Origin of the sequence: Paraburkholderia madseniana (assembly GCF_009690905.1) — a bacterium.
Lineage (GTDB): Bacteria > Pseudomonadota > Gammaproteobacteria > Burkholderiales > Burkholderiaceae > Paraburkholderia > Paraburkholderia madseniana.
Genome location: NZ_VOSW01000099.1, coordinates 1 through 22,391, shown reverse-complemented (window position 1 = coordinate 22,391; position 22,391 = coordinate 1). Strand labels below are relative to the sequence as shown.

The window sequence follows — 22,391 nt, the reverse complement described above, 5'->3', positions numbered from 1 at the left end:
AGCCACTCGTTAGCCGACTTTCAATGGCTTCTTGCATCATGGATTCGAAAGCGAAACCGGTTCACCGGGCGCTCCATCGAGCGGCGCGACGCCGAAGCTTTCACAGACCGGTGGTACGTCTATCGCAGCGGCACCACACCTATTAGATCGTCTAGTTGTGCGCGCATGTGCGTCGCACGACGATTAGTGCGTACACCGGATTGTTTGCCGGAGTACCGCAAGCCGACGCGGGACGACGTCCGCGTGCTTACAGGAGTGCGCAATCCGCCCTCTTTCCGCTGATTTGAAAACGATCCGGGAGTTCGAAATGAGTGATATCAGTTATGGCGACTCGTTAAACATACTTAATATGTTCCCCTATAACGTCAGCACCGGGGACTATCTTGATTGCAATAATCCCAAAACCGAATATGAGTCTTACGTCGTAACCTCTGTCTCCAACAAGCGAGATGGGGGTAATTCAGGGACATGGGTCATTGAGTCCGCGGAATCCAAATCAGGTGGGGTAAAGATCGGCGACAAGGTGAAACTGCGCAGCCTGTCCACTGACGGCGGGTACCTTTGTGCAGTCGGCCCGAACGACGGCTACGGTTTTTATGACGTGAGCGTAACGACTAACCGGCCATCGTCAGACGAAGGCCTGCAGTGGGAGATTGCAACGCCGGACGATGGAATGGCGGGTGTCCAGTTGAACGAAATAACATCCATCATGCTTAAGAATACCTCACTGGGGCTTCCTACTTACCTGGTGGTGTATAACTACGCGAATACAGCCCCCTATACTGGCGGGCTCTATATCGCCCATACGGCGGGGAAAGCCTGGGCAGACGTATACAGCACGGCGAACGCCGCCTGGAAATTCATCAAGTGCGCGTCGAGCGGCAACAACAACAACAACAACAACAACAACAACAACAACAACAACAACAACAACAACAACAACAATAACAATAACGGCGACACCGGCACCGGAGATGGCACCTTCAAGCTACCGCCTAACATGACGTTTGGCGTAACCGCGCTAGCCAATTCCAGGAATCCTCAACGGGTCGACGTATATATCGGTAATGAAAACAAGGCCCGCGCCACCTTCCACGGTCAGAGTCTGCAGGACGGCAACATGGGCACGCAAGTGCTGAACTCCGGGCCGGACGGCAACGTCAAGATCGTTGTGACTGTGTCCGGCGGCGGCGACGGCAGGCCCTCGAAGCTCGCATCGCGACAGGTCGATATCCAGCCCAAAGGCGGAAAGACCGTTTACTTCGGACTGCTTGGCTCGGAAGATGGCACGGATAACGACTACAACGACTCCATCGTCATTCTCAACTGGCCTCTGGGTTGAATCGTTCAATCGGGGCACCGGCGGTCGTTACGTCATACAGCCCGTGACCGACAGGAATACGGGCGCGAAAGCCGGCACAATGGCCGGCTTTCGCGCCCGACAAAGCCCTGCAGGCGCGTATCAGGCGCGTCGGTTCCGTTTATAGGATTGCTCAAATGAGGTACCCTGCTCGACGACATTCCATCCACGCTATTTCGCATGGGGATTATGCAACGCTTAAATCACCGAATTTCCCGCCCGCTGCTTGTAGCGACTGCGCTTGCCGTCATATGCATCGCGTCCGTGCTCAAGGGATGGATGATGTTCTTCACCATACCGTCCCTGATCGTCTCTATCCCGGTCATTGTTAGCCTGCAAGCACTTGCGCGCTTGCAGGTTCAACGGCGCGTCGCGCGCCCGTTGCTGTTGAAAACAGTAGACGCACAGCTCGTCGGCGTCACGCTCTGCTATGTGCTTCTGCCCGGCGGCGGCGACGATAGTCTTTGGTGGATTCTCCCGTCGATCCCTCTGACCACGAACCTCTACGAGCTGATCAATTCGACAGTCATATACGTGTTGCTCCCCATCAGCGCTTTCCTGACATTGACCGCCTTCCTGCTTCTGCGGAAAAGGGAAATGCACTAACAAGCCGAACTTGCGACCGACCATCGCTGGGTCATCTTGTTGAAAAGACTGCGATTCAATTTTCCGGCCTCAAAGGACGCAACATGCAAACACGCCGAATGCTCGCCGAGACGCTGATACTTATGCTCGCAACCACCGTCGCGCATGCACAGGCGCCCGCGCCCCTTTCCAGCGCACAGCAGCAACGGATAGCACACGCGGTACAGTCGCTCAAGTCGCCGGCCGAGCGGCGCCTGGCAATGCGCTGGAGCGATGCGAAACAGGTAGCTGAATGGCTGTGCCGGCCGGCAGCTTATCGGCAACTTCAAAAGGCTCATCCGGGCATCGAGCGTGTCTTTCTCGGCCTCGGAGGCAAGTACGACCTCCGTCTCATCGGCAACCGTGAGCTAACTGGCGTGGGGGAAGCACGGACCGCCGACGGATGGAAGACCTTCTCGTTCACGTGTGAACTTGATCCTCAGAGCGGGAATGTCGTGAAGTTCGCGGAAAAGATCGAGCCGTAAATGCCGTTCGCGAGATGCGCTCACGATGCCACACAGCACGGGCGACTCACCTGTCGCGGCGCCCATGCGTGCGATAGCTCCGCCGTCAATGTACCGACGACCGTAGCGTCGAGATCATCCCGATCGGCGTCACCGTCACCGGACAACTTGCGTCAGGAAAGCGCAATGTCGCGAGCCACGCTCTCGACAGCGGCAATGCCACCTTCACGTTGATGCCGTAAGGGGGATCACAGGCGCTGGCCGTGAGAATGCCGAACCACACGCTATTGTTCTTCGCTGACAGCGTCACCGGCAGCGGCGCTCCTGGCAAGCTGCTCGACCAGGTTTGCCCGGCATACACCACAGCGTGAGGCCGGGACCCGCCTTTCGCGTTCTCGACCTGGATCGTCGGAAAGCCGCGAATACGGCATGCCTCGATACCGGTGTACTGGAGCAGATACGTGTTCAACGTCTTCGACATGCCGCCGTCGCCGATTTCGCCCTTCCTGAGCGATAGTTCCAACGGTTTGCAGTCAGGCAGCCCCCGATCGAGATTGGCGGCCAGATCGGTCACATCCTGCAGTCGCTGCGCGATCGCCGTCGCAACGCACGACGCCAGCTTTTCCCTGTCCCGCGGGCATCCGTAAGCCGTCTGCGGAAACGCCGCTTCCTGCGCATCGAACGCGCTGCGCGATACCGGCGTCAGTCGTGGCTGTAGTTCGCGAGCCCGGCTTTCGATCTGGCGAACGTCGCCGAGCAGATGCGGATCGCTGCAGACCACGGTGGCGAAACCGGCCTCCACGGCTGAAGCTTTCATGGGATCGGACGGATCACCACAACGCGGGACGATGCTCGCCTTTCGTGCCGCAACGATCGCGGCGTCATTGAACGGCAGCGACGACAGCGCATCCAGCATGTCCTGATAGGCGTTCATCAAGCAGTCGACGTTTCCGCCGCACATGTCGCGCCTGCCGTGCAGCCACGCGTCCTGCATCCGCGAGGCTTGTTTTCTCAGTGCCGGCGATGTGGACGCGGATGCGGACAGCTTGTGGTACATCGCGGCCAGCCTGTTGTCCAAAGCGCCCAGCTCGGGTGTTGAACAGATCGCCCACTCTGTATCGCTTTGCGCCCGCCGGCAATCGAAGCTCTGGGACCAGCCAGCACGAGGCACGAGCAACAGCCAAAGAAGTGCAAGCGGCACCAGGCACCTCATTGTCTTCATGACGCTCATTCTTCAGTTTCCTTAAGGAGAAAGCAGCGGTAGCAGGAATCGACGGTTGATTTATGCCGCGGGCGAAACCGCAACTCATGGCACGGTAACCCGTTCGTTACGAAGCCTGTTGGCGAAATCGCTCAACACCATGCGGATGACCGCCGTCCGATTCGCCGTGTACGTCCCGGGGCTCAAGCAATCAACGCCCATGAAACTGGCTTGCGCTGTCCCGGTCCACAGACGGGCGCCGGTGCTGTCGTAGAGGCGCGCGTGAAACTCGAGACGGCCTTTTAGATCATTCTGGCTTCCGCTGTCCTCGATCCACAACACGCCGGACCGAGGCGCGTTGCCGTGATCCGCGATCATCCTGGCTGCATCAACTGGACTGGCCGAAACAGCGCGCGCCTCCACGCCGAATCGCGCAAATATCTGCGGCGTAAGCTGGACCACCGCATCCGCAATCCCCAGTGCACCCTGTCCCGGTGGCGCGGATGCGCCACAAACCCCGGTTGCGACATCCGTCTTGCCAACGTCTTCATAGATCACGAGCAGCGACGAAATTTTCTCTTGAGGATGAGGCAACAGGTGGTCATCGACAGAGGGGCCCGTGGTCCCGCCCACTACCGGGCCTGGGCCGAATGGGACACGCATCTCAGTTGCGGCGGGCCGTTGCAGTTGCCCTTGCGCATAAACGGGCACCACCGTGCGAACGACGATCACGGTACCCAGCACCGCGTAAGCCACTGCTTTCATCCAGCCCATCCGTTGGACACGTTGCCGCGAGGCGGCATTTCCGGATACCGAAGCCGCGGCGGATTGAATTGGCCGCCGACGGCCCACGTTTTTCGGATGAATGTGGGTTCGCCCGGAACCGCCTTTGAGTCGTAGCCCGGCTGGCTTCACTTTGATTGCTTTCCGGGGAAGCCAGTGGTGTAGGTAAACCCACAGACGTCGGTTTCGCCCGTATTGTCGCCTTGCCGTTCCGCTTCGGTGTTCCACCTCTTGCCCTGATCCACGGAAGAGGAGATCCCCTGATCGGTGACGGCGTAGACGACTTCTCCAGGCCCACCCACGACGTCGCAAGCATTGTTGGACAGCAAGCCGTTCTCCACGGTACTGTATGTCCAGATGTTTTTCATTTCTTTTACCTTTATGCAGGATAACGATTAGAAAGACCGGCACTTTCAACGGAAATCCGCCGACGAGCGAATTGCGGTTTCGGGAGAGGTGCAACACCACGCCAGTTACTGTGTCGAAGATGACGGCAAGGTCTGGGGCGATACCGGCATCGGGTTGCTGGCCGGGACTCGGACCATGGCGATCCGTCCACGCGATCGAGGCCGACGTTTGCCGCGCTTCTCGCAAGAACAGGCGTCAACCCGCGGCGCAATTCGCCATGCGCTGCGACTCGGATATAGGTGACGTCGCGAGCCGTCCCGTGAGACGCGCGCAGGCTCAGGTCGTCCTGCGTTTTCACGGTCGGGGCAATTCGACTATAGGCGGTTCACGCTCCTTGAAAGCTATAAGCGTTGATAGTGGCGATCGGTCCAATCCGCTGACCGCTGGCGCCACACCATCGACGCGGTGCTAGACAGGCCTCGAAGCATCGCAATGACGTCGGTTGAATCTGGCATCCATTCTGGTTGTTTTTTGCGCCGGCGAATGGGCACCCACCCAAATTGCACCGGTGACGGGACGGCACCTTCATCCGATTTCGGGGCGCGCGAAAACCTATTGGACCTGATAGCTAGCGCTCGCCGCGCCTTGAGATAACGTCAACCTGGAACAGGGCCCCGCTGCACGTTGGTACGTTGCCACGTTGCGCGAGGCTTTCCTCGCCATCGCGCCTGCCGCGCATTGGCTGTGGCGGCGCGAGCAACGCGACGACAAGCCTTCGGTCCGAATAGGCTCCTGATGCAAGACATCCCCGCCCCCGACTTGCTCGTCGCCGGCGCTGTGCCAGCGCCCAGTCTCGCCATGCGCGCGCGCACCCGGTGGTTGTCGCTGGCACCCGCTGCGCTGCTGCTGGTCACGCTGCTGTTTGCCATCGGGTGGTTCGCCCAGCTTGACTACCGCCATCTGATCCCGAGCGACGAAGGCCGCTATGCCGAAATGGCCCGCGAGATGTTCGTCAGTGGCGACTGGATTACCCCGCGCTACAACGGCTATAAGTACTTTGAAAAGCCGCCGCTGCAGATCTGGATCAACGCGCTCACCTTCGCGTGGTTCGGCATGGGCGAGTGGCAGGCACGGCTCTACACCGCGCTGAGCGGCTTTGCCGGCATCCTGCTGGTCGGCTACACCGGCACGCGCGTGTTCAACGCCGCGGCCGGCGTGATGGCGGCGGCGGTGCTTGCGAGTTCGCCGTACTGGAACCTGATGGGCCATTACGACATGCTCGACACCGGCGTCTCGTTCTGGATGGCGCTCTCGCTGTGCGCGCTGCTGATCGCGCAGTTGCCGGATTCCAGCCGCGCGGCGCAGCGCGGCTGGATGTGGGCGTGCTGGGCGGCAATGGCCCTCGCGCTGCTATCCAAAGGGCTGACCGCGCTGATCGTGCCTGGCGCGACCGTGATCCTTTATTCGCTGCTATCGCGCGACTGGGCGCTATGGAAACGCCTGCACCTGGCCAGCGGCGCGTTAATCTTCACGATCGTCGCAGCGCCCTGGTTCGTGCTGGTGCAGCGCGCGAATCCGGAATTCGCCCACTACTTCTTTGTGGTCCAGCAGTTCCAGCGTTATCTGACACCTGCACAGCATCGCCCGGGGCCGATCTACTACTTCGTGCCGGTGCTGCTGATCGGCCTGCTTCCATGGCTGTCGGTCTGCTGCCAGAGCGTGCGTCTGGCGCTGCGCGCGCCGCGCCAGACGAACGGCTTCGCGCCGGCGAAAATGCTGCTGGTATGGTCGGCGTTCACCTTTGCATTCTTCAGCGTTTCGCATTCGAAACTGATCCCGTACACGCTGCCGATCGCCCCTGCGCTCGCGCTGACTATCGGCGCGTATTTGCCGGCCCTGCGCGCCCCGCAGTGGCGCCGCCATCTGCTCGCCTACCTCGTACTGCTGGTCCTCGCCGCGTTCGGCGCGCTGGTCCTTGCTCACCTGGGCGATGCAAAGAATCCGCCCGCGCTGTACCGCAAGTTCCAGCTGTGGATTTACGCGGCGCTCGCCACCTGCTTCGTGTTCACCCTCGTCGCACTATGGCTGAACCGCCTCGCGTTACGAGCACCGGCAAGCGGCGCGCTCGCCGCGAGCGTCGTTGCGTTCGCATTCGGCTGGTTCGCGTTGGCGGCCATCGGCGGCAACGGTCACGAGGCGTTCGGCCGGTACAGCTCGGGGGCGTTGCTCGCGCCAGCGGTCAAGGCCGAACTCGCGAAGCTGCCGCCCGACACACCCTTTTACTCGGTCGACATGCTGGACCACACACTGCCCTTCTACATCGGGCACACGATGATCATGGTCCATCACGGCGACGAACTGTCGTTCGGAGCATCTCTGGAGCCATACAGATGGGTGCCTACCGTCGACGACTGGGTCGCACTATGGAAGCGCAAGCGCTACGCGATGGCGTTGCTGCCGCCCGCGCTTTATCAGCGCTTGGCTGCCGAAGGACTGCCGATGCGGGTGATTGCGCGCGATCTGCGTCGCGTGATGGTCGCGAGACCGCAACCGTGAAGCGACCGTAATCCGCCGCAATGCTCGAAGACCCGAGAGACGACAGCATCAATGGCCGCTTTTTTCGGCGCACGCTTGCGCTTTCGCGCCCGTACCGGACACAGCGGGGCGCATGGCGCTCGTGGCTCGCCGCTCCACGCAAAGCGGAAAGCCTGCCATAGGACGGTGATTTACAGACGCTGACGCCGCAAATCCGGATGCGAAACCGCAGCCGTTCGAGATGCCGAACCTGATAGTTCTTATAGCTTTCTCCTTGTCAGGTTCGTGCGACGATGCCCGATATTCGACGCACCGCGTTGCATACGCCATCTGCAAGGAGAAAACCATGACCCTATCCCGACGACTGACAGCGGAAGCATTTGGAACGTTCTGGCTAATATTGGGCGGATGCGGCAGCGCCGTGCTTGCGGCCGCCGTTACGCCGCAGTCCGGTATCGGCTTCGTAGGCGTGGCGCTCGCGTTCGGCCTTTCGGTGCTCACCATGGCCTATGCAGTCGGACATATTTCGGGCGCGCATTTCAATCCGGCTGTGACAGTGGGCCTGTGCGCCGGCGGGCGATTTCCCGCCAGAGACGTGATTCCGTACATCGTCGCCCAATTGATCGGCGGCATTGCCGCCGCAGCCGTTCTTTATGGGATCGCCACGGGCAAGGACGGTTTCAGCGCGCAGGCCTCCGGCTTTGCGGCCAATGGCTACGGCGCCCATTCCCCGGCCGGATACGCATTGCACGCTGCAATGCTGTCGGAATTCGTGCTGACGGCGTTCTTTGTGATAGTGATTCAGGGGGCGACAGACGATCGCGCGCCCAAGGGTTTCGCGCCTATCGCAATCGGCTTCGCACTCACCCTCATCCACCTGATCAGCATTCCAGTCACCAGTACGTCGGTGAATCCGGCTCGCAGCACGGCGGTTGCGCTGTTCCAGGGAGGCTGGGCTTTGCAGCAGTTGTGGATGTTCTGGGTCGTGCCGTTGCTTGGCGGCGCGGTCGGCGGCCTGCTCTATCGCCTGCTGCTCGACGCGGCAAAAGACAAACAGGAAACCCTTGCACAAGCTCTCGCACCTGCCGGTTCGATGGAGCCGTAAGGTCTGCAGCACGAAGAATGCACCGACGGCTTGCCGCCGGTGCATTCCTTTACGCGGTAACGACCCCGCCGGCCGCCACGTACGCGAGCTGCAGCACGTTCACGTCATTTTCATGCTGGCCATAACTATTGCCCGGCAAGGATGCCCAGATATTCGCGCACGCCTTGACCGCATCGGCAAATTTTCCGTCATCGATGGACTGAAGCGCGTGTCGCTCGCGGATCTGTTGCAACGCGACGAGGTCCTGCGAAACCGGGCTGAAGTCCGGCAGCTTCAGCATCGTCTTGTACGGCAGCCAGAACCGGTAAAGCAGCTGATAGCGACCGGCAGCGGTGGATTTAAGGCCCTTGTTGTTTACCGTCACCAGGACATCGGGATGATCTGCGTAGCTGTCAAACCGCTGTGAACCCTTTTCTCCGGTCACGAGTACGTCGTAGCCGTCGTCCTTGGTCACCGGGTCAGCCGCAGTGCCCTCCGAATGGGCGATCATGTCGAGGAAGGCAATACGGTTTTTGTTTCCAGCCTGCGCCACAGAGATTCTTGCCATCACTTGCTCCTTTATCGCGTCGTTTAGCCAACATGGCCATATGCGGACTCACGCGGCAGGCGCCCGCCTGCTCGTCGAATGACCGCAATGGTCTATAACGCACGATATACGGGTTGTTTCTTAAGGATCACTAGAGATCTTTATAGGTGCGGCCGGCACGCGTTCGAATGCATATCGAGGTGCTAGACACTACGTTCTGGAGCGCTGTGGATTTCGGCCAGGAAGGATGCACCCAACCGCTTACCCTACATTGCAGTCCTTCGTCTCGACCACCATCGGATGCTGGTCGGGGACTGGACCGGTTGCCCGAAGCTGCGCCGCACCACTGATCGCGCAGTATGTTTCCATCAATGCGCGTCCTACCATCGCTTCCCGTGTCAACTGCTCGATGCGGGCCGCTCGCACAACATCGTCGGCGACTACGAGCCACGGCATTATCTGCATACTTTTCTTGTGCTGCGACATTATCAGGGATCCATACGAAACAAGGTTGCCGGTTTCCCACCGGCTCGTGCCGATAATCGCGAACATCGCGGGAAACCGGCACGGGCAAAAGAGTGAGTTTTTCAGTCGTATTACCGTCGGCCGCACAGGCGGCACGGGGAAGCGGCTAGAACGTGACCTTTTTCACATAGCCACGCCCTGACATGCACGCGTCTATCCGCGCATTTCTCGCCGCATCGTTGACGTCGACATTCGCGTATTCAGGCGGCACGTAGTACCCGGGCTCGTACCTGCAAAGCTCGTGATGATGGTGCCTTCGGCACCATTCGGCGGGCGGCGTCACGTAAGCGGGGCTGACCATTTCCGTCTGCAGCTCGGGGGGCGCCCGTCGGTACGCAAGCGACTGGCATTGCCCGAGGTCGCTGTCGCGCATCGCCGGTGTTGCACCCGGCCGGACGTAGGTGACGCAGCCGGCAAGAAGCAGAGGCGCACAAAGCACAAGGATCAAGGCATTGCGGCGTCTATTACCCGTCGCAATGCGCCCCTTCTCCGTCATATGATGTACTCCCCCGTGCGCAGGACGAACGTGCAACACAGCACGCGATGGCTTGCCCCGAGATGGGCAACGCCGATTTCAGCACGGAGTGCGCCCCGCAAAAACTATGAACTCTCACAGGTTTTGCCGCGGCCATCGCGCCGCCCTTCCCCATGGTTCAGCCGGCGTCATGGCAGGAACAACGGCCGCGTTGCGCCATGGGCCGACACCCAAAGTGCGAGTTACCACCGGCAAAAGCCGCCCTGCCAGTGCGCACATCAACGTGTGTGCGAAACGCGCATCGCTTCGCGTTGCATCACGCGGGGCGCTACTCGTCACCGGCGCGCGATAATGGCTTGCCTATGTCCTGGTGCACGCGCTCGACCTGGGCCGCCGATAGCGAGCGCGGAAAAACCGACGGGTTTTGCCGCAGGAAATTGACCAGCCCCACTTCGAGCTGCAGCGAGTAGTCAAGCGGCTTGTGGCCGGCGTCGAACGGCACGCCGGATTCAATGTTGCGGAACCACGGAGCCGGATCGGCGCCTTTCGGCGGCACCATCGTGCCCTGCGGCAGTTCAGCGGTCGAATGGCACGACATGCAGGAGGAAACGGCGTTGTCGACAGGACCGTTCAAACGTCCTTGATATCCGAGGTGTGGCATATGGACTGCGGGATTCAGCGCGGTCTGCTGTAACTCACCATGGCCCGGCTTGTAGCCCGGATCGTTGCCCCACATGACCCCGACCGGCGAAACGTTCTGCCACCCGCTCCCCGATCCGCCTTTCGCCTTGCGTCCCGGTCCACCGCCATAGACAAACGTGCCGAACACCCAACCGGTGTCCGTGGCGCGGCGATCCTTCACTGCGATATCGACCTGCAGAAGACGAACCGTCCGTATCGCCCGGGGGCTCGTCGCGCGAGGGTGGGAATCGTTCGGATCATAGACGTAGGCCTGCCATTCGGGCGACCCTGCGAGCCACGGAACCTGCTCGACCGGAGCCGTCGTGAAAAGCAGCTTTGCGGCAACCGTCCCCTCCGGCATGGTGGCGAGACCGGCGTCGGGATTGCCATGGTTCGCCCATACCTTGCCGAGCGTCACCCCACCCGGCGCATTATAAAAACCGACAGCATAGTTATTCCACGGCAGTGTCTGTTTCGGATCGAGTTCGCCCGGCAGGGAGACCCGCTCGCGAGTTAGCCCATGGACAAATTCCCGCCCGTTCGTACCGCGATCCTGCCACGGCGCGTTGTACCACCCCCGCACTCGGTTGAGCGCTGGATCGAAGCTCGCCTCGGTGTTCGAACGCGTATTGCCTTCATAGAAGTACGCGAGTACCGCATCGAGATATTCCTGCGGCTTGCGATGCGGATCGAACGACAGCCACGGCTGGACGTCCTTCGGTGCGGAGGCCGGGTAATGTTGCGCCAGTCTGAATACGCGCCCTTTCCATCCTGGTACAGGCGCCATCGTTGCGTCGCAAAACGGTGTCGTCGCGGTATCGCAGGTTTTTCTCGGCTGCTCGACAGCACGCTGTGCAAACGCCGTCGGGCCGATTGCGGCCAGCAGCGCCGCGACGCTGAGCGACACGGCGGCCCGCCACGCACGCGTCCTCGGTGTGGACGGAAATGTCGTCATCCGCGTTTTCATTTGCGTCGTTTCCCTCTTTTTGCAGGCGATAATCGTGCAGACTTCAATCGTCTTATTCTGCAACCCGAACTATCGTGAGATGCCATCAACGTCAGATCTGTCGATGCATCAGGCGTCCGTAGCACAGTGCTAGAGGTTAGAGCGCGCCTTCCCGGGGAACTACTATAAAGATTAATAGGGGTATCGAATCGCGCTTGACTGCAACCGGAACCCGGCGCGCAATCGCTCAGATGATCCCGAGATCCCGCGCCGCCTTCGCGAGTTCGACATCGTTGCGCGCGGCGAGCTTCTTCATCGCGGCGTTCTTCTGGTTACTGATGGTCTTCGGGCTCCGGCTCACCCGCTGCGCGACTTCGGCAATCGAATGCCCGGCGCATATCAGCCGCACCACTTCGAGCTCCCGTGGCGAAAGCGCCTCGAGCCCGCTGCCCTGACGCGTTCTCGTACTGAATACGCTGGAAATAATCGCGCTCGCAATGGACGTGGGAATATACGTCTCGCCGCTGTGGACCCGACGGATAGCATCGTCCAGTATCGCGAAGTCAGCCTTCGACTTGCCGATAAAGCCGGCCGCGCCATTCGCGAGGGCGGTCGACACGATGTGCGTAGCCGAATGCGAGCTCAGGAATAACACCCTTGTATCCGGCACGATTTGCGTCAACCGGCGTAACAGGTTCAGTCGATCCGCGCTTTCATTGTCTTCGAACTCGTAGTCGCATACGAGAACGTCCAGCGGCTGTTCCCGAACCTTCGCCAGCAATGACTTGATTTTGCCGGCCTGAAACAGGACTTCGATGTCCGGCGCATCGCGCAGCATGCTTTCGATCCCCGCCAGCACTATCGGGTGGTCGTCCGCCACCGCAACCCTGATCTTGTTCATGTTGTCCTCGATCCGACGCTCTGTTGGAGTCTGTTGCACCCGTTGACCGCAGTATTCTCACGGGCGTTGCCGCGTAGGTATCCGCCCGCTCCCGGCCAGTTCATGCCCGATGCATCGCGAGACGAATCCGCCTCCTCTGCGCCCGTCGGGCGGTACGCCATTATTCCGGATCCGGTCTCGCGATACATGGGCATCCACCGTTATTTATATAGGCTTTCGCCCAAAGACGACAATCGCAGTGCTCCGTCGCTGCAGTACACTCCACGCACCTATCGATCACCCCGCAGACATCGCTCGTCCGGAATGATCTGCGCATTCTGAACCGGGGAAAAAAGTGTTTCCATCGCAACGCTCGCTTGCCCAGACTGCGCGTTTTCATCGGCGCATGCTGTACGGGTTTGCGCTGCTGCTTTCCGCCACGATCGGCAGCGCCACCGTGCTTTTCGTCAGCAGCTCGCTTGCGCACGTGATAGAGGAAAAGGAAAGTACTTTCGTCCGGAATCAGGAACGCGTCCAGTCGGAGACGGTTCGATTGTCATCCAGACTGATGAGCATGGTCGACCTGTATGAAGGCAACTGGACCTTTCGCCGGCAGGAAATCATTCCGCTGTCGCGCTACCGGGACGAACTGCGCCGGCACGATGGCGTTGCCGTCAGTGGCGCGGATCTTTCGGCTACGCCATTCCTGCTTGCCGTCACGCCCGGGACCATTCAGAACACAACGGAACTCGGCACGATGCTCCACATTGTGCGCGGGATTTCCGCCGCGCCGGCATTCGATCTGCATCGTGACATCACCGTTTCGGGGTTCGTCTATTCGCCGGACCGGTCCTTCCTGGCGGCCGCACCCGTGCGGCCGCCTTTCGACCCCGCGAATGTAAAAGCGCAGGGCGTGCCCGCGTTCATCCGCTCGCAAACCGATCGCGTCGAACCTCTCCTCGAACACCGGACGTCCGAGGTGTTGCGCGCAAAGCGGCCGATATGGTCGTCGGTGAAAGATCCCGTCCATCGGCAAATTCTGGCGGAAATCGTTCTGCCGGTCTTCCGCGGCCGGCAGCGGATGGCGACCATCGTAGCCACTATTCCGACCGACCAGTTTCTTCAATATTTCATGCGATCGTCGCGCCCGGATGGGTTTTTCGTACTCGACAGCAGCGAGTTGAGACCCATCGCCAACGTGTCCCGGTCGCCGACGGACGCGCGCCTGCTCGCGGCGGTCGAAGCGGCAGCTTCCCGACTGAAAGGAACGGGCGACACAAGAACGGTTATCCGCAACGGCTTGACCTTTATCGTCGCGCAACGCATCGATGGCCCCGGCTGGATTGCCGTCTACGCATTATTCGACTGGAAGGAGGTCGCAAGCAGCATGCGTGGCGATATCGAAGCAGCGCTGCTGCTTTGCGTCGCTGCGCTGGCGCTGCTGTGGACAGGTGTCGCCTATTTCGACCGGCGCGTCGCAAAGCCCTTCGAACGCGATGCAGAAAAACTGGTGGAAGCCGAGCAGTTCAATCGCTCCATCGTGGATACCGCGCCGGTGGGCATCGCCGTGTTCGACCTCGCGCAGCGCTCGATCGTGCTTGAGAATGCCGTTGCAAAGCATTTGCTGACAGGTCCCGACGCGGCCGAGCATCTCCGCTTTTATGAAACAGCCGTTTGCGATCGACGCGAAACGGCGCGCGCGTTGCCGGACAACCCGACCCCGCAGCACAACTTCTTCGAAATGCGCTGGACGTCCGGCGCCGGCGACAGCTATATCGGCGTGGCCTCGTCGGCGACGCGGTTTCGCGGCCACGATGCCGTTCTTTTCGGGCTGGTCGATATCACCGAGCGCAAGGCCGCTGAAACGATGCTCATTGAAGCGCGCCGCGCTGCGGACCGCGCGAACAAAGAGAAATCGATGTTCATCGCGATCATGAGTCACGAGATCAGGACACCTGTACACGGCGTCACGGGCCATCTGGAACTGCTCGAGCGCGGCGAACTAGATGACCGGCAGCGCGAGCACGTGATGATGATCCGCCGTGCGTTCGATTCGCTCGACTCGCTGATCGGCGATTTACTCGACGCGACGCAGATAGAGGCGAACGCGCTGACGATCAATCCGCAGTCAATCTGCCTGAATCGTGTGGTCGAACATTGCGCGCAGCAGTTCGCGCCTACGGTACAAGGTCGAAATCTCGCTTTGCATTGCTACACGGATCCCGAGCTCGACCGTCTGCTTGAAGGCGACGACCATCGTCTGATGCAGATCCTGCAAAACCTCGTCAACAATGCGGCGAAGTTCACGCAACACGGCTGGATCACCGTGTCGACGCGCCTGCTATCGCAGGACGGACGCAGCAAATGGGTAAGAATTGAAGTCGCCGACACCGGTATCGGCATTCCGTCCGCATTGCAGGCGATGGTTTTCAAGCCGCTGACGCAGGCCGACGCGTCGATCAGCCGCCGCTTTGGCGGATCCGGACTTGGACTGTTCCTGTGCCGCAGTCTGGCCGAGTTGATGGGCGGACGCATCACGCTGAACAGCGAGCCAGACGTGGGCAGCGTATTTGGCATCGAGTTGCCGCTGTGCGCGCCCGAGGATACCGGGGTCGCTGACATGCCGCCGCTGACGAACGTGTCGATCGACATCGTCAGCAAAGATCGCCGGCTTGTGCAAATGTTGCGCGGCCGGCTTGAGCGCTGGGGCGCAACGCTCGTTCAGAACGAAGACGACATCGACGTTCCCGACATACGTATCGCGGCAACCGATCATGACGAAGCCGACGATTCGCGCGTCACAGCGTACGCCCCACCGCCCCGCTTCGGCACGATCCAGATCACGCCCCGCGGCCCCGTTACGCCCGCGCCGAGCGCGGACGGCCTCACGGTCACCCCCTACTCGAGCGATACCCTGCTCTCCGCGCTGCTTACGCTGGCTGGCAACGCCGCGTCGGGACCGGACAGCCCGGTGCGCGACGCACGGGGCGACACTTCAGGGCTGGAAATCCTGACTGCCGAGGACGACCCCGTCAATCGCGTGCTCATCGCGCATCAGCTGGAGGCGCTGGGCTTTACCTCGGTGCGAAGCGCGAACGACGGACGCGAGGCGCTTGAGATGTGGCTCGAACGCAGGCCCGACGCCGTCATCACCGATATCGGCATGCCGTATCTCGATGGCGTCGGACTGCTCGACGAGATCCGCCGGCGCGATCCGCACGCATTCGTGATCGCGACAACGGCGGCCGGCGCCGACGACATTGCGCCCGAAGCCGCGACGCGGTTCTCGCGCATCATGCGCAAGCCCGTGCTGCTGGCCGACCTGAATGACGCGCTGCAGAGGGCGAGCGCCATCAAAGCCTCGGCACGCAGCGGGCAGGACTGGTCCGCCGCTGCGCCAGTCACCCGCGTGGATGACGCGTTGCGCGGAGTATTCGCCGAAAGCTGGCCCCGCGATTATCGCTCGATCCGGCAAGCACTCGCGAGCCGCGACCGCAGCCGCAGCCGCCGCAGCCTTCATCGGCTTCAGGGCGCATTGCTGGCGATGGGGCTCGATGCAGAGGCCGCCGAGTGTCTTTCGCTTCAATCGCTTTGCGCAGAAAGCCGTTGGGAAGCGCTGAGCGCAAAGTTCGAGGAACTGGCGGCGGCGCTGAGCGAGATCGTCGCCGCGAACTCGTAGTCACGCGCACGGATCGGACAGCTCAAACCAGCCTGTCACGCTCTCGTGAACGACCCTCACACGGCCTCCCGTAATCTGCACGACGCAATCCGGCCCAAACGCGGCGTGTATGTTCTCGAGCAGCTCGTCGTGGCGCACCCTTCCATCGAGCCGCTGTATGCACGCCGTGGCCGACTCCCTGTAAAGCACGCGTAGCCAGCCCGCAAATTGCGGTGCGTCGCTTTTGTCATTCTGAATCTCAGGCATCGCAGCATCCATTCTGGTTTCCGGAACTTCCATTAGGCACCAGGAAATTCCCCGCCTGCGCCCAATCTCATATGGGCGACACCCCAAAAGGATGGTCCGCCCGATGCATGTGCCTATACGCTTTGATAGTTGCCGCCCGGTCTGTCCGGCTCAATGATTCCGGTGCAAATTCATGCAATCACGCAATGGAAAAACTCATGCAGATCGATAGAACCGTGCTGAATCTTTTCATGGACCGGGTAGCGGCCGCGCCGAATGCGACGGCCCTTTCCAGCGGCTCGGACACGCTCACGTATCAAGAGTTGTCCCGCAGAAGCGACGCGGTGGCCCGGTTTCTGGCCTCTCATGGCTTAGGCTCGGGCAGTGTGGTTCCTGTCGAAGGCACGAGGTCCGTCGATTTCATCGTCGCGATGGTCGGCGTGCTGAAAGCGAATGCGGCCTACATTCCGATCGATAGCCGGTATCCCGCGGTACGAAAGCAATACCTCATTGCGGAGAGCGGCTCCCGTATCGTCCTGACGGCTCTGGATTGCCCCCGCAAACCGGATGCCGCGGCGTTCACCTATGCAAGCGTCTCTTCGTTGACGGATTCCTCATCGTCGACAGCCCGTGCAGCGGTCAGTGGCGAGCCGTCAGCCGACGATCTCATGTACGTGATCTTTACATCGGGGACGACGGGCGTGCCCAAGGGCGTCATGATCGAACATCATTCGGTCTCCCGCCTCGTTCAGTGGCATAACGAAAAGTTTTCGGTCACAGCCGACAGTCGCATGCCTGTGATGGCAGGCCTCGGGTTCGATGTCTGCCAATGGGAGATATGGTCGGCGCTCGCAGCGGGCGCGACGTTGTTCCTGCCCGATGAGGAAACGCGCGTCGACGCGAGTGCGTTGGTCGACTTCTATCACAAGAACGCCATCACTCACGCGTTCGTCCCGACGGTGATGGTGCCGGACGTGGTACGCGCGAGCCGCGATCAAGCGCTTTCTCTCACGTATCTGTTTACGGCTGGCGAAAAGCTCATGCCAGTCGATACGGACGGCCTGACGTATGCACTCATCGACTACTATGGGCCGACAGAAGCCACCATCTTTGCGACGGTCCATCACGTACCTGGTTCGCAGTCCGGAAAACCCGCGTCGATCGGCCGACCGGTAACAGACACGGAAATTCTGATTCTGACCGACCGGCTGGAACAGCCGAAGGACGGCGAGACAGGTGAACTGTTTATCGCCGGTTCCTGCCTCGCAAGAGGCTACCTGAACAACGAAGCGCTTACGCGTGAGAAATTCCCGCCGCATCCGCTAAAGCACGGGGCGCGCATGTACCGCACCGGCGACCTCGCGCGCTGGCTGCCGGACGGCACGGTCCAATATCTCGGGCGCACCGACGATCAGGTCAAAATCCGTGGCAACCGTGTGGAACTCGGGGAAATCGAGGCGTTCCTTGCCAGGCTGCCGTCCGTCAGAAAAGCGGCTGTGATCGTGATCAGCGAAGAGGCAGATGCCCGCAAGGAAATCGTGGCGTGTGTCGTGCGGGAGAACCGCGACGCGATGTTCGAATCGGTCGTCCAGCAGATCAGGGCCGACGCGCGCGCGCGCCTGCCGGACTACATGCGCCCCTCCCGCTACATCGATCTTGCCGATATTCCGTTGACGGTCAATGGCAAGACCGACAAAGCGCTCTTGCGGGCCCGACACGTGAGCGCCGCCCGCGACGCCAGCAGTCAAATACCGCAACCCGGCGCGCGGGAAAAGCCGGTTCTGGACGCGTTTGCGAGCGTGCTCGGACATCGCGACTTCGGAGCGCATGACAGCTTCTTCGACATCGGCGGTGACTCCCTGCTCGTGGCGCAGCTGGTGTCGACGATGACCGGGCAGTTGGGAGAAAAGGTCTATATCCGCGACGTCTACGAATGCCAAAACGCTACGGCACTTGCGCAACGCCTCGAAGGGCGCTCGCGCGCGGCGCAGCCGCGACTGGACGCCGAGCCGGTCCACGCGTTGCAGCGTGACATCGAGCTTCGGCGCGGAATCACGTTCAAGCAACCGTTCGACAACAGCCGGCTGCGCGAACCGCGCGCGGTCGTGCTGACCGGCGCGACGGGATTTGTCGGGGTCCATCTGCTTGACGAGCTTCTGCGCACAACCAACGCGCTCGTGCATTGCACGGTGCGAGCGGCGAATGACAGCATCGCCGCATCGAGAATCGACGAGGCGTTGCGGACCTATCGCATCGAACCTGGGCAGAAGCGCCGGATCATCGCGCATGCAGCCGATCTGTCGCTTCCTGAATTCGGCATGGCGCACGACGACTACCTTGCGCTCTGCCGGGACACGGATGTGATTTACCACTCGGCCAGTGCCGTGAACTTCATCCAGCCGTACTCGTACATGAAACGGGACAATGTCGATGCCCTGAAGGAAGTCATCGCGTTTGCCGCCCGCGACAAGCTGAAGGCACTGATGCTTCTGTCCACGATTTCCGTGTACAGCTGGGGTCATCTGCATACGGGAAAGACGGTGATGACCGAGGGCGACGACATCGACCAGAATCTTCCGGCCGTGATGACCGATATCGGCTATGTCCGCAGCAAATGGGTGATGGAGAAGATTGCCGATCTTGCGTCTTCGATGGGGCTGCCGCTCGCGACATTCCGGCTCGGCTACGCCACGTTCAACAGCGATACGGGGCTTGGCGCAAGCTATCAATGGTGGGGCCGGCTGGTCGAGACCTGCATCAGGCTGCGGGCGGTACCCAACCTGCGCGAACTGCGGGAGGGATTGACGACGGTCGACTACATGGTGCGCGCCATCGCCCATATTTCGAGGAATCCTGCGTGCCTCGGCACCAAGTTCAATCTCATTCATTCCGACCGGAATAACCTGACATTGACGCAGTTCTTCTCACTACTTGAGCGGCACTTCGGCTTTAAATTCGATTTCGTCCCGTTCAGCGAATGGCTCGCGATGTGGAAGCATGACAGCGAAGCGCCGCTGTTTCCGTTGCTGAGCCTGTTCGTCGATAACATGTACGACGGCCGTTCCACCGTGGAGCTCTATCAAGACACGTATCGGTGGGACTGCAGCAACGTGTCCAAGTTTCTCGCGGGCAGCGGGATCAATGAACCCGTGTTCACGAGAGAGGAACTGGAAAAGTATCTGGCTGAATCGATCGGCGTTTCCGCCGCCGTTGGGTAACGGCTGCGTCAAACTCGTGCGACAACAGTCCCGCGGTGCGCGGGACTGGCACATCCCGCGCAACCGACCCCCGGTTTATCACCAGTTGTAACGCAATCCGACCTTGCCACCGTAGCCGTTGCTGTGATTCTCGACGCCAACGCCGAAGTCGTAGCCCGCGCTCGCGTAGAAAGCGACGCTTCGGAACTGGGCGGTAACACCGGCGCTCAGCTCGACCTGGGACCCGCGCGAATCGGACTCGAACGCCACGGGGCCCGTCGCCGACGAGAACGACACACGCGGATTGGCCACGAACTCCTGGCGGAGATCGGTGCGAAACCACGTGTTCAAAATCTGCGCATGCGTGGAAGACGAGTCGAACAGCCAGCTTTTTTTGACCTCAGCCCCGATCCGGCCAGCAAGCGAGTTGGCGTTATGGAAATACACGCTGGAGGCCGTGTCGCCTGAATCGTTGAGGGAAAGGTTCTGATAGACGAGCTGTGCCTGTGGCACGATGCTCCAGTTGTTCGGCAGCGGAATCGGGTAGCCGCCCTGCAGCGACGAACCGAGGCCGTAGCCGCTGGTCTTCAGCGTCATGTCGCTCGGCGAACTCGCGTTGACGTCATACCGGGTGCCTTGTGCCTGGGCGTCGAGATACCAGCCCGACGCGCCGAAATGCGTCCAGTAGCCGCCGAGCGTATAGCCGGTAAGCTGGTCGCGCCCGGCCGGGGCGCCGTCGAAGTTCGTCACGTCGCCGGAGATCTGGCCAACCGCGCCATACACGCCCGCGAAATCACGGCTGCCATCCTTACGCTGATTGCGGTAGACGTCGATGCCTCCCTGCGCCGCGTAGGTATCGTAGTTGAAGCTCGGCCCCCGGGTGCCGTAGATGCCGAGCGCACCGCCGTTGCGCCAACCATGCTGGGCGATGACGCGCCCCCAGGTGCCGTCGTTCTTCGAGCCGCGGCTCTCGAACTGCTCGTCTTCGCCCATCCGCTGCTGCAGGATGTCCATCAGGCTCTCGCCGTAGTTGAGCGCCATCGACGGCACCGCCATATAGAGCGAAATGCCCGACCGGTAGTCCGGTATGGTGGTAAAGGGAGTGGGAGTAGGAGAACCGCATACTGCCGGCGCGGCGGTGCAATCGATCGTCGAACGCAGATAGTAGTCGTTGGAATCCGAGCCGTCGGCCGCGCCACGGTAGAGCGAATACTGGTAAGGGCCAACCGCCACCCCTCCTGTGAATGCGCCCGCCGCTGTAGTGCCGCCATTGATGGCATCGACGACCAGAATACCGTTACCGGTGGTGACCGCACCCGCGCCGCCGACATTGTGGAAAGTCAGGCGCGACGAGCCGGTGGCGGTGCCGCCATTGATCTTCACGAGGTCCGACGGCGAACCGTCGCCCCCCAGGTAGGTGTTGAGGTTGATGGTGCTGCCCGCGCCGCCCACATAGTTCGTCACGACCAGCGCATTGCCGACACCCGTCCCGCCGACGCTCACGAGGCCATTGCTGGTCAACGTGCCGTTGATCGCGAAGTTGCCATTGGCATTGCCTGCGAAACCCGGTACCGCATTGGCCACGGCGACGGTGCCGTTATTGGTCACGGTGCCGGTGACGCTGCCGTAGCCGCCGAGCGTCGCGCCCGCATCGACCTGGGTTGCGCCGCCGCCGGAAAGTGCGGCGCCTGGGTGGCTTGCATCGCCAACCGCAAGCGTGCCGGACGCGATCGTCGTGTCACCCGTGTAGGTGTTATCGGCAGTCGTGATCAGCACGCCGGCGCCGGTCTTGGTGAGCGCGCCCGTTCCAGTAATCGGACCGGTGAGCGTGAGATCCGCATCGGTCTGGAACGTGCCGCCGCCGGCATCGAGTGTCACCGCACGCGATGACTGGGTGCTCGCCGTATTCTCGAGCGTGCCGCCGTTGAACGCGAGAGCGCCTGTCGAAGCCCCAAGATTGCTGTCGGAAGCGATCGAGAGAATCCCGCCGTTGAGCAAGGTACCGCCGCTATAGGTGTTCGCGCCCGACAACGTCTGCTCGCCGCCTGACATCGTGACCCCGCCCGTGCCGGAAATCACCCCCTGGAAATTCTGGTTCTGGCCGTTCGAGATGTTCAGCGTTTTGCTGCCGAGCACGACCTGCCCCGATGCATTGCCGGCAAGGCTCTGGAGCGTCGACGTGCTTGCAGTTACACCCGAAATATCGAGCGTGCCAGTCGTCGCGCCCGTGCCAACGGTCACGCTGCTCGCGGCGCTGAGGTCGCCGGTGCCGCTCAGCGCCAGCGTGCCTTGCTCGATCGCCCACGGCGTGCTGTCGCCAACGGCGCCGGTCGCCGTCCAGGTGCTGGTGCCAGTCTTTTGATACTGGCTAAAACCGGCGAATTGCGTCGCGTTGCTCGTCGCATCGATCGACGAAACGATCGAGGAAAGATCGAAGGTACCGTTGGCCGCGCCGCCGAGCGCGAAAATATTGTTCTGCCCGGTTGAGACGACGTTGCCATGAAAACCAGCGCCATCCTGCAATTCGAACCTGTTGTTGTTGCCCGCAAGCTCGACCGCATCGCCGAAAAACCCTCCACTGCCGGTGCTACCGAGGATGGAGCCGGCATCGAAAATACTGTTATTGTTGCCGGCGACGTAGAGCGCCGTGCCCAAAGCAACGCCTGGCGAGACTCCCCCAGCAGCAATGACGCCGTTGGCCGAATTATTGATCGTATTATCCGAACCGAGGACCAACAGGCCGGAGCCGGGAACGCCGGCGGCGATGCCGGTTGTGGTCGTTCCGGGTTCACCCTGTCCACCGCCCAGCCCTCCGTCGTTGTTCACGACGACGTTGC

At 61.2% G+C, this 22,391-nt stretch carries 15 protein-coding genes; 7 read left to right on the top strand and 8 right to left on the bottom strand.

The genetic code is table 11. The features are described 5' to 3' along the window. The first annotated feature begins 307 nt into the window (after window positions 1-307). The 3 genes from FSO04_RS47880 (at window position 308) to FSO04_RS36105 (ending at window position 2,469) form a co-directional block, all read left to right on the top strand. Window positions 308-1,342 carry a fucose-binding lectin II gene (locus FSO04_RS47880; RefSeq protein WP_154566286.1) on the top strand — a complete coding sequence of 345 codons (1,035 nt, stop codon included), beginning with the start codon at window positions 308-310 and terminating at the stop codon, window positions 1,340-1,342. Between the two features lie 198 nt (window positions 1,343-1,540). Continuing rightward, window positions 1,541-1,966: a hypothetical protein gene (locus FSO04_RS36110; RefSeq protein ID WP_154566285.1), complete on the top strand. Its 426-nt coding sequence runs from the start codon at window positions 1,541-1,543 to the stop codon at window positions 1,964-1,966. An 83-nt stretch (window positions 1,967-2,049) separates the two neighbouring features. Further along, window positions 2,050-2,469: a hypothetical protein gene (locus tag FSO04_RS36105; protein ID WP_154566284.1), complete on the top strand. Its 420-nt coding sequence runs from the start codon at window positions 2,050-2,052 to the stop codon at window positions 2,467-2,469. Between the two features lie 85 nt (window positions 2,470-2,554). Here FSO04_RS36105 and FSO04_RS36100 read toward each other — a convergent pair whose 3' ends face one another. The 3 genes from FSO04_RS36100 to FSO04_RS36090 all read right to left on the bottom strand — a co-directional run bounded on the left by FSO04_RS36100 (window position 2,555) and on the right by FSO04_RS36090 (window position 4,800). Beyond that, a complete protein-coding gene (locus FSO04_RS36100; RefSeq protein ID WP_154566283.1) occupies window positions 2,555-3,670 on the bottom strand; it encodes a lysozyme inhibitor LprI family protein in 1,116 nt (371 codons plus the stop codon). A gap of 84 nt (window positions 3,671-3,754) precedes the next feature. Continuing rightward, window positions 3,755-4,414, bottom strand: coding sequence for a hypothetical protein (locus FSO04_RS36095; protein ID WP_154566282.1), 660 nt, complete (start codon window positions 4,412-4,414; stop codon window positions 3,755-3,757). Window positions 4,415-4,560: 146 nt separating this feature from the next. Continuing rightward, window positions 4,561-4,800: a hypothetical protein gene (locus tag FSO04_RS36090; RefSeq protein ID WP_154566281.1), complete on the bottom strand. Its 240-nt coding sequence runs from the start codon at window positions 4,798-4,800 to the stop codon at window positions 4,561-4,563. An 838-nt stretch (window positions 4,801-5,638) separates the two neighbouring features. Here FSO04_RS36090 and FSO04_RS36085 point away from each other — a divergent pair. Both FSO04_RS36085 and aqpZ read left to right on the top strand, forming a co-directional pair. After that, the gene (locus FSO04_RS36085; RefSeq protein ID WP_154566296.1) at window positions 5,639-7,336 is read left to right on the top strand and encodes a glycosyltransferase family 39 protein; all 1,698 of its coding nucleotides are present in this window, start codon (window positions 5,639-5,641) and stop codon (window positions 7,334-7,336) included. Window positions 7,337-7,661: 325 nt separating this feature from the next. Further along, window positions 7,662-8,420, top strand: a complete 759-nt coding sequence (aqpZ, locus tag FSO04_RS36080) for an aquaporin Z (RefSeq protein ID WP_154566280.1) — start codon at window positions 7,662-7,664, stop codon at window positions 8,418-8,420. A gap of 49 nt (window positions 8,421-8,469) precedes the next feature. On the opposite strand, the gene FSO04_RS36075 is transcribed toward aqpZ, so the two are convergent. The 4 genes from FSO04_RS36075 to FSO04_RS36060 all read right to left on the bottom strand — a co-directional run bounded on the left by FSO04_RS36075 (window position 8,470) and on the right by FSO04_RS36060 (window position 12,474). Next, window positions 8,470-8,967, bottom strand: a complete 498-nt coding sequence (locus FSO04_RS36075; protein WP_154566295.1) for a glycoside hydrolase family 24 protein — start codon at window positions 8,965-8,967, stop codon at window positions 8,470-8,472. Between the two features lie 240 nt (window positions 8,968-9,207). Further along, window positions 9,208-9,498 (bottom strand): hypothetical protein, encoded by a 291-nt coding sequence (locus FSO04_RS36070; protein WP_154566279.1) that lies wholly within the window; start codon window positions 9,496-9,498, stop codon window positions 9,208-9,210. 776 nt (window positions 9,499-10,274) lie between these two features. Beyond that, window positions 10,275-11,582: a hypothetical protein gene (locus FSO04_RS36065; RefSeq protein ID WP_154566278.1), complete on the bottom strand. Its 1,308-nt coding sequence runs from the start codon at window positions 11,580-11,582 to the stop codon at window positions 10,275-10,277. 238 nt (window positions 11,583-11,820) lie between these two features. Beyond that, complete coding sequence (locus tag FSO04_RS36060) at window positions 11,821-12,474, bottom strand: response regulator (RefSeq protein ID WP_154566277.1); 654 nt, start codon at window positions 12,472-12,474, stop codon at window positions 11,821-11,823. A 334-nt stretch (window positions 12,475-12,808) separates the two neighbouring features. Here FSO04_RS36060 and FSO04_RS36055 point away from each other — a divergent pair, with 334 nt between their 5' ends. Beyond that, window positions 12,809-16,132, top strand: a complete 3,324-nt coding sequence (locus FSO04_RS36055) for a hybrid sensor histidine kinase/response regulator (RefSeq protein ID WP_154566276.1) — start codon at window positions 12,809-12,811, stop codon at window positions 16,130-16,132. Window positions 16,133-16,575: 443 nt separating this feature from the next. Further along, a complete protein-coding gene (locus tag FSO04_RS36050) occupies window positions 16,576-19,575 on the top strand; it encodes an amino acid adenylation domain-containing protein (RefSeq protein WP_154566275.1) in 3,000 nt (999 codons plus the stop codon). Between the two features lie 78 nt (window positions 19,576-19,653). Here the strand turns inward: FSO04_RS36050 and FSO04_RS36045 are convergent. Further along, window positions 19,654-22,391: autotransporter family protein (locus FSO04_RS36045; protein ID WP_154566274.1), on the bottom strand; the 2,738-nt coding region annotated here is incomplete at its 5' end.

Coding starts and splice junctions, on each gene's coding strand:
- FSO04_RS47880 (WP_154566286.1), top strand. CDS start 308: ATGAGTGATATCAGTTATGGCGACTCGTTAAACATACTTAATATGTTC.
- FSO04_RS36110 (WP_154566285.1), top strand. CDS start 1,541: ATGGGGATTATGCAACGCTTAAATCACCGAATTTCCCGCCCGCTGCTT.
- FSO04_RS36105 (WP_154566284.1), top strand. CDS start 2,050: ATGCAAACACGCCGAATGCTCGCCGAGACGCTGATACTTATGCTCGCA.
- FSO04_RS36100 (WP_154566283.1), bottom strand. CDS start 3,670: ATGAAGACAATGAGGTGCCTGGTGCCGCTTGCACTTCTTTGGCTGTTG.
- FSO04_RS36095 (WP_154566282.1), bottom strand. CDS start 4,414: ATGAAAGCAGTGGCTTACGCGGTGCTGGGTACCGTGATCGTCGTTCGC.
- FSO04_RS36090 (WP_154566281.1), bottom strand. CDS start 4,800: ATGAAAAACATCTGGACATACAGTACCGTGGAGAACGGCTTGCTGTCC.
- FSO04_RS36085 (WP_154566296.1), top strand. CDS start 5,639: ATGCGCGCGCGCACCCGGTGGTTGTCGCTGGCACCCGCTGCGCTGCTG.
- aqpZ (WP_154566280.1), top strand. CDS start 7,662: ATGACCCTATCCCGACGACTGACAGCGGAAGCATTTGGAACGTTCTGG.
- FSO04_RS36075 (WP_154566295.1), bottom strand. CDS start 8,967: ATGGCAAGAATCTCTGTGGCGCAGGCTGGAAACAAAAACCGTATTGCC.
- FSO04_RS36070 (WP_154566279.1), bottom strand. CDS start 9,498: ATGTTCGCGATTATCGGCACGAGCCGGTGGGAAACCGGCAACCTTGTT.
- FSO04_RS36065 (WP_154566278.1), bottom strand. CDS start 11,582: ATGACGACATTTCCGTCCACACCGAGGACGCGTGCGTGGCGGGCCGCC.
- FSO04_RS36060 (WP_154566277.1), bottom strand. CDS start 12,474: ATGAACAAGATCAGGGTTGCGGTGGCGGACGACCACCCGATAGTGCTG.
- FSO04_RS36050 (WP_154566275.1), top strand. CDS start 16,576: ATGCAGATCGATAGAACCGTGCTGAATCTTTTCATGGACCGGGTAGCG.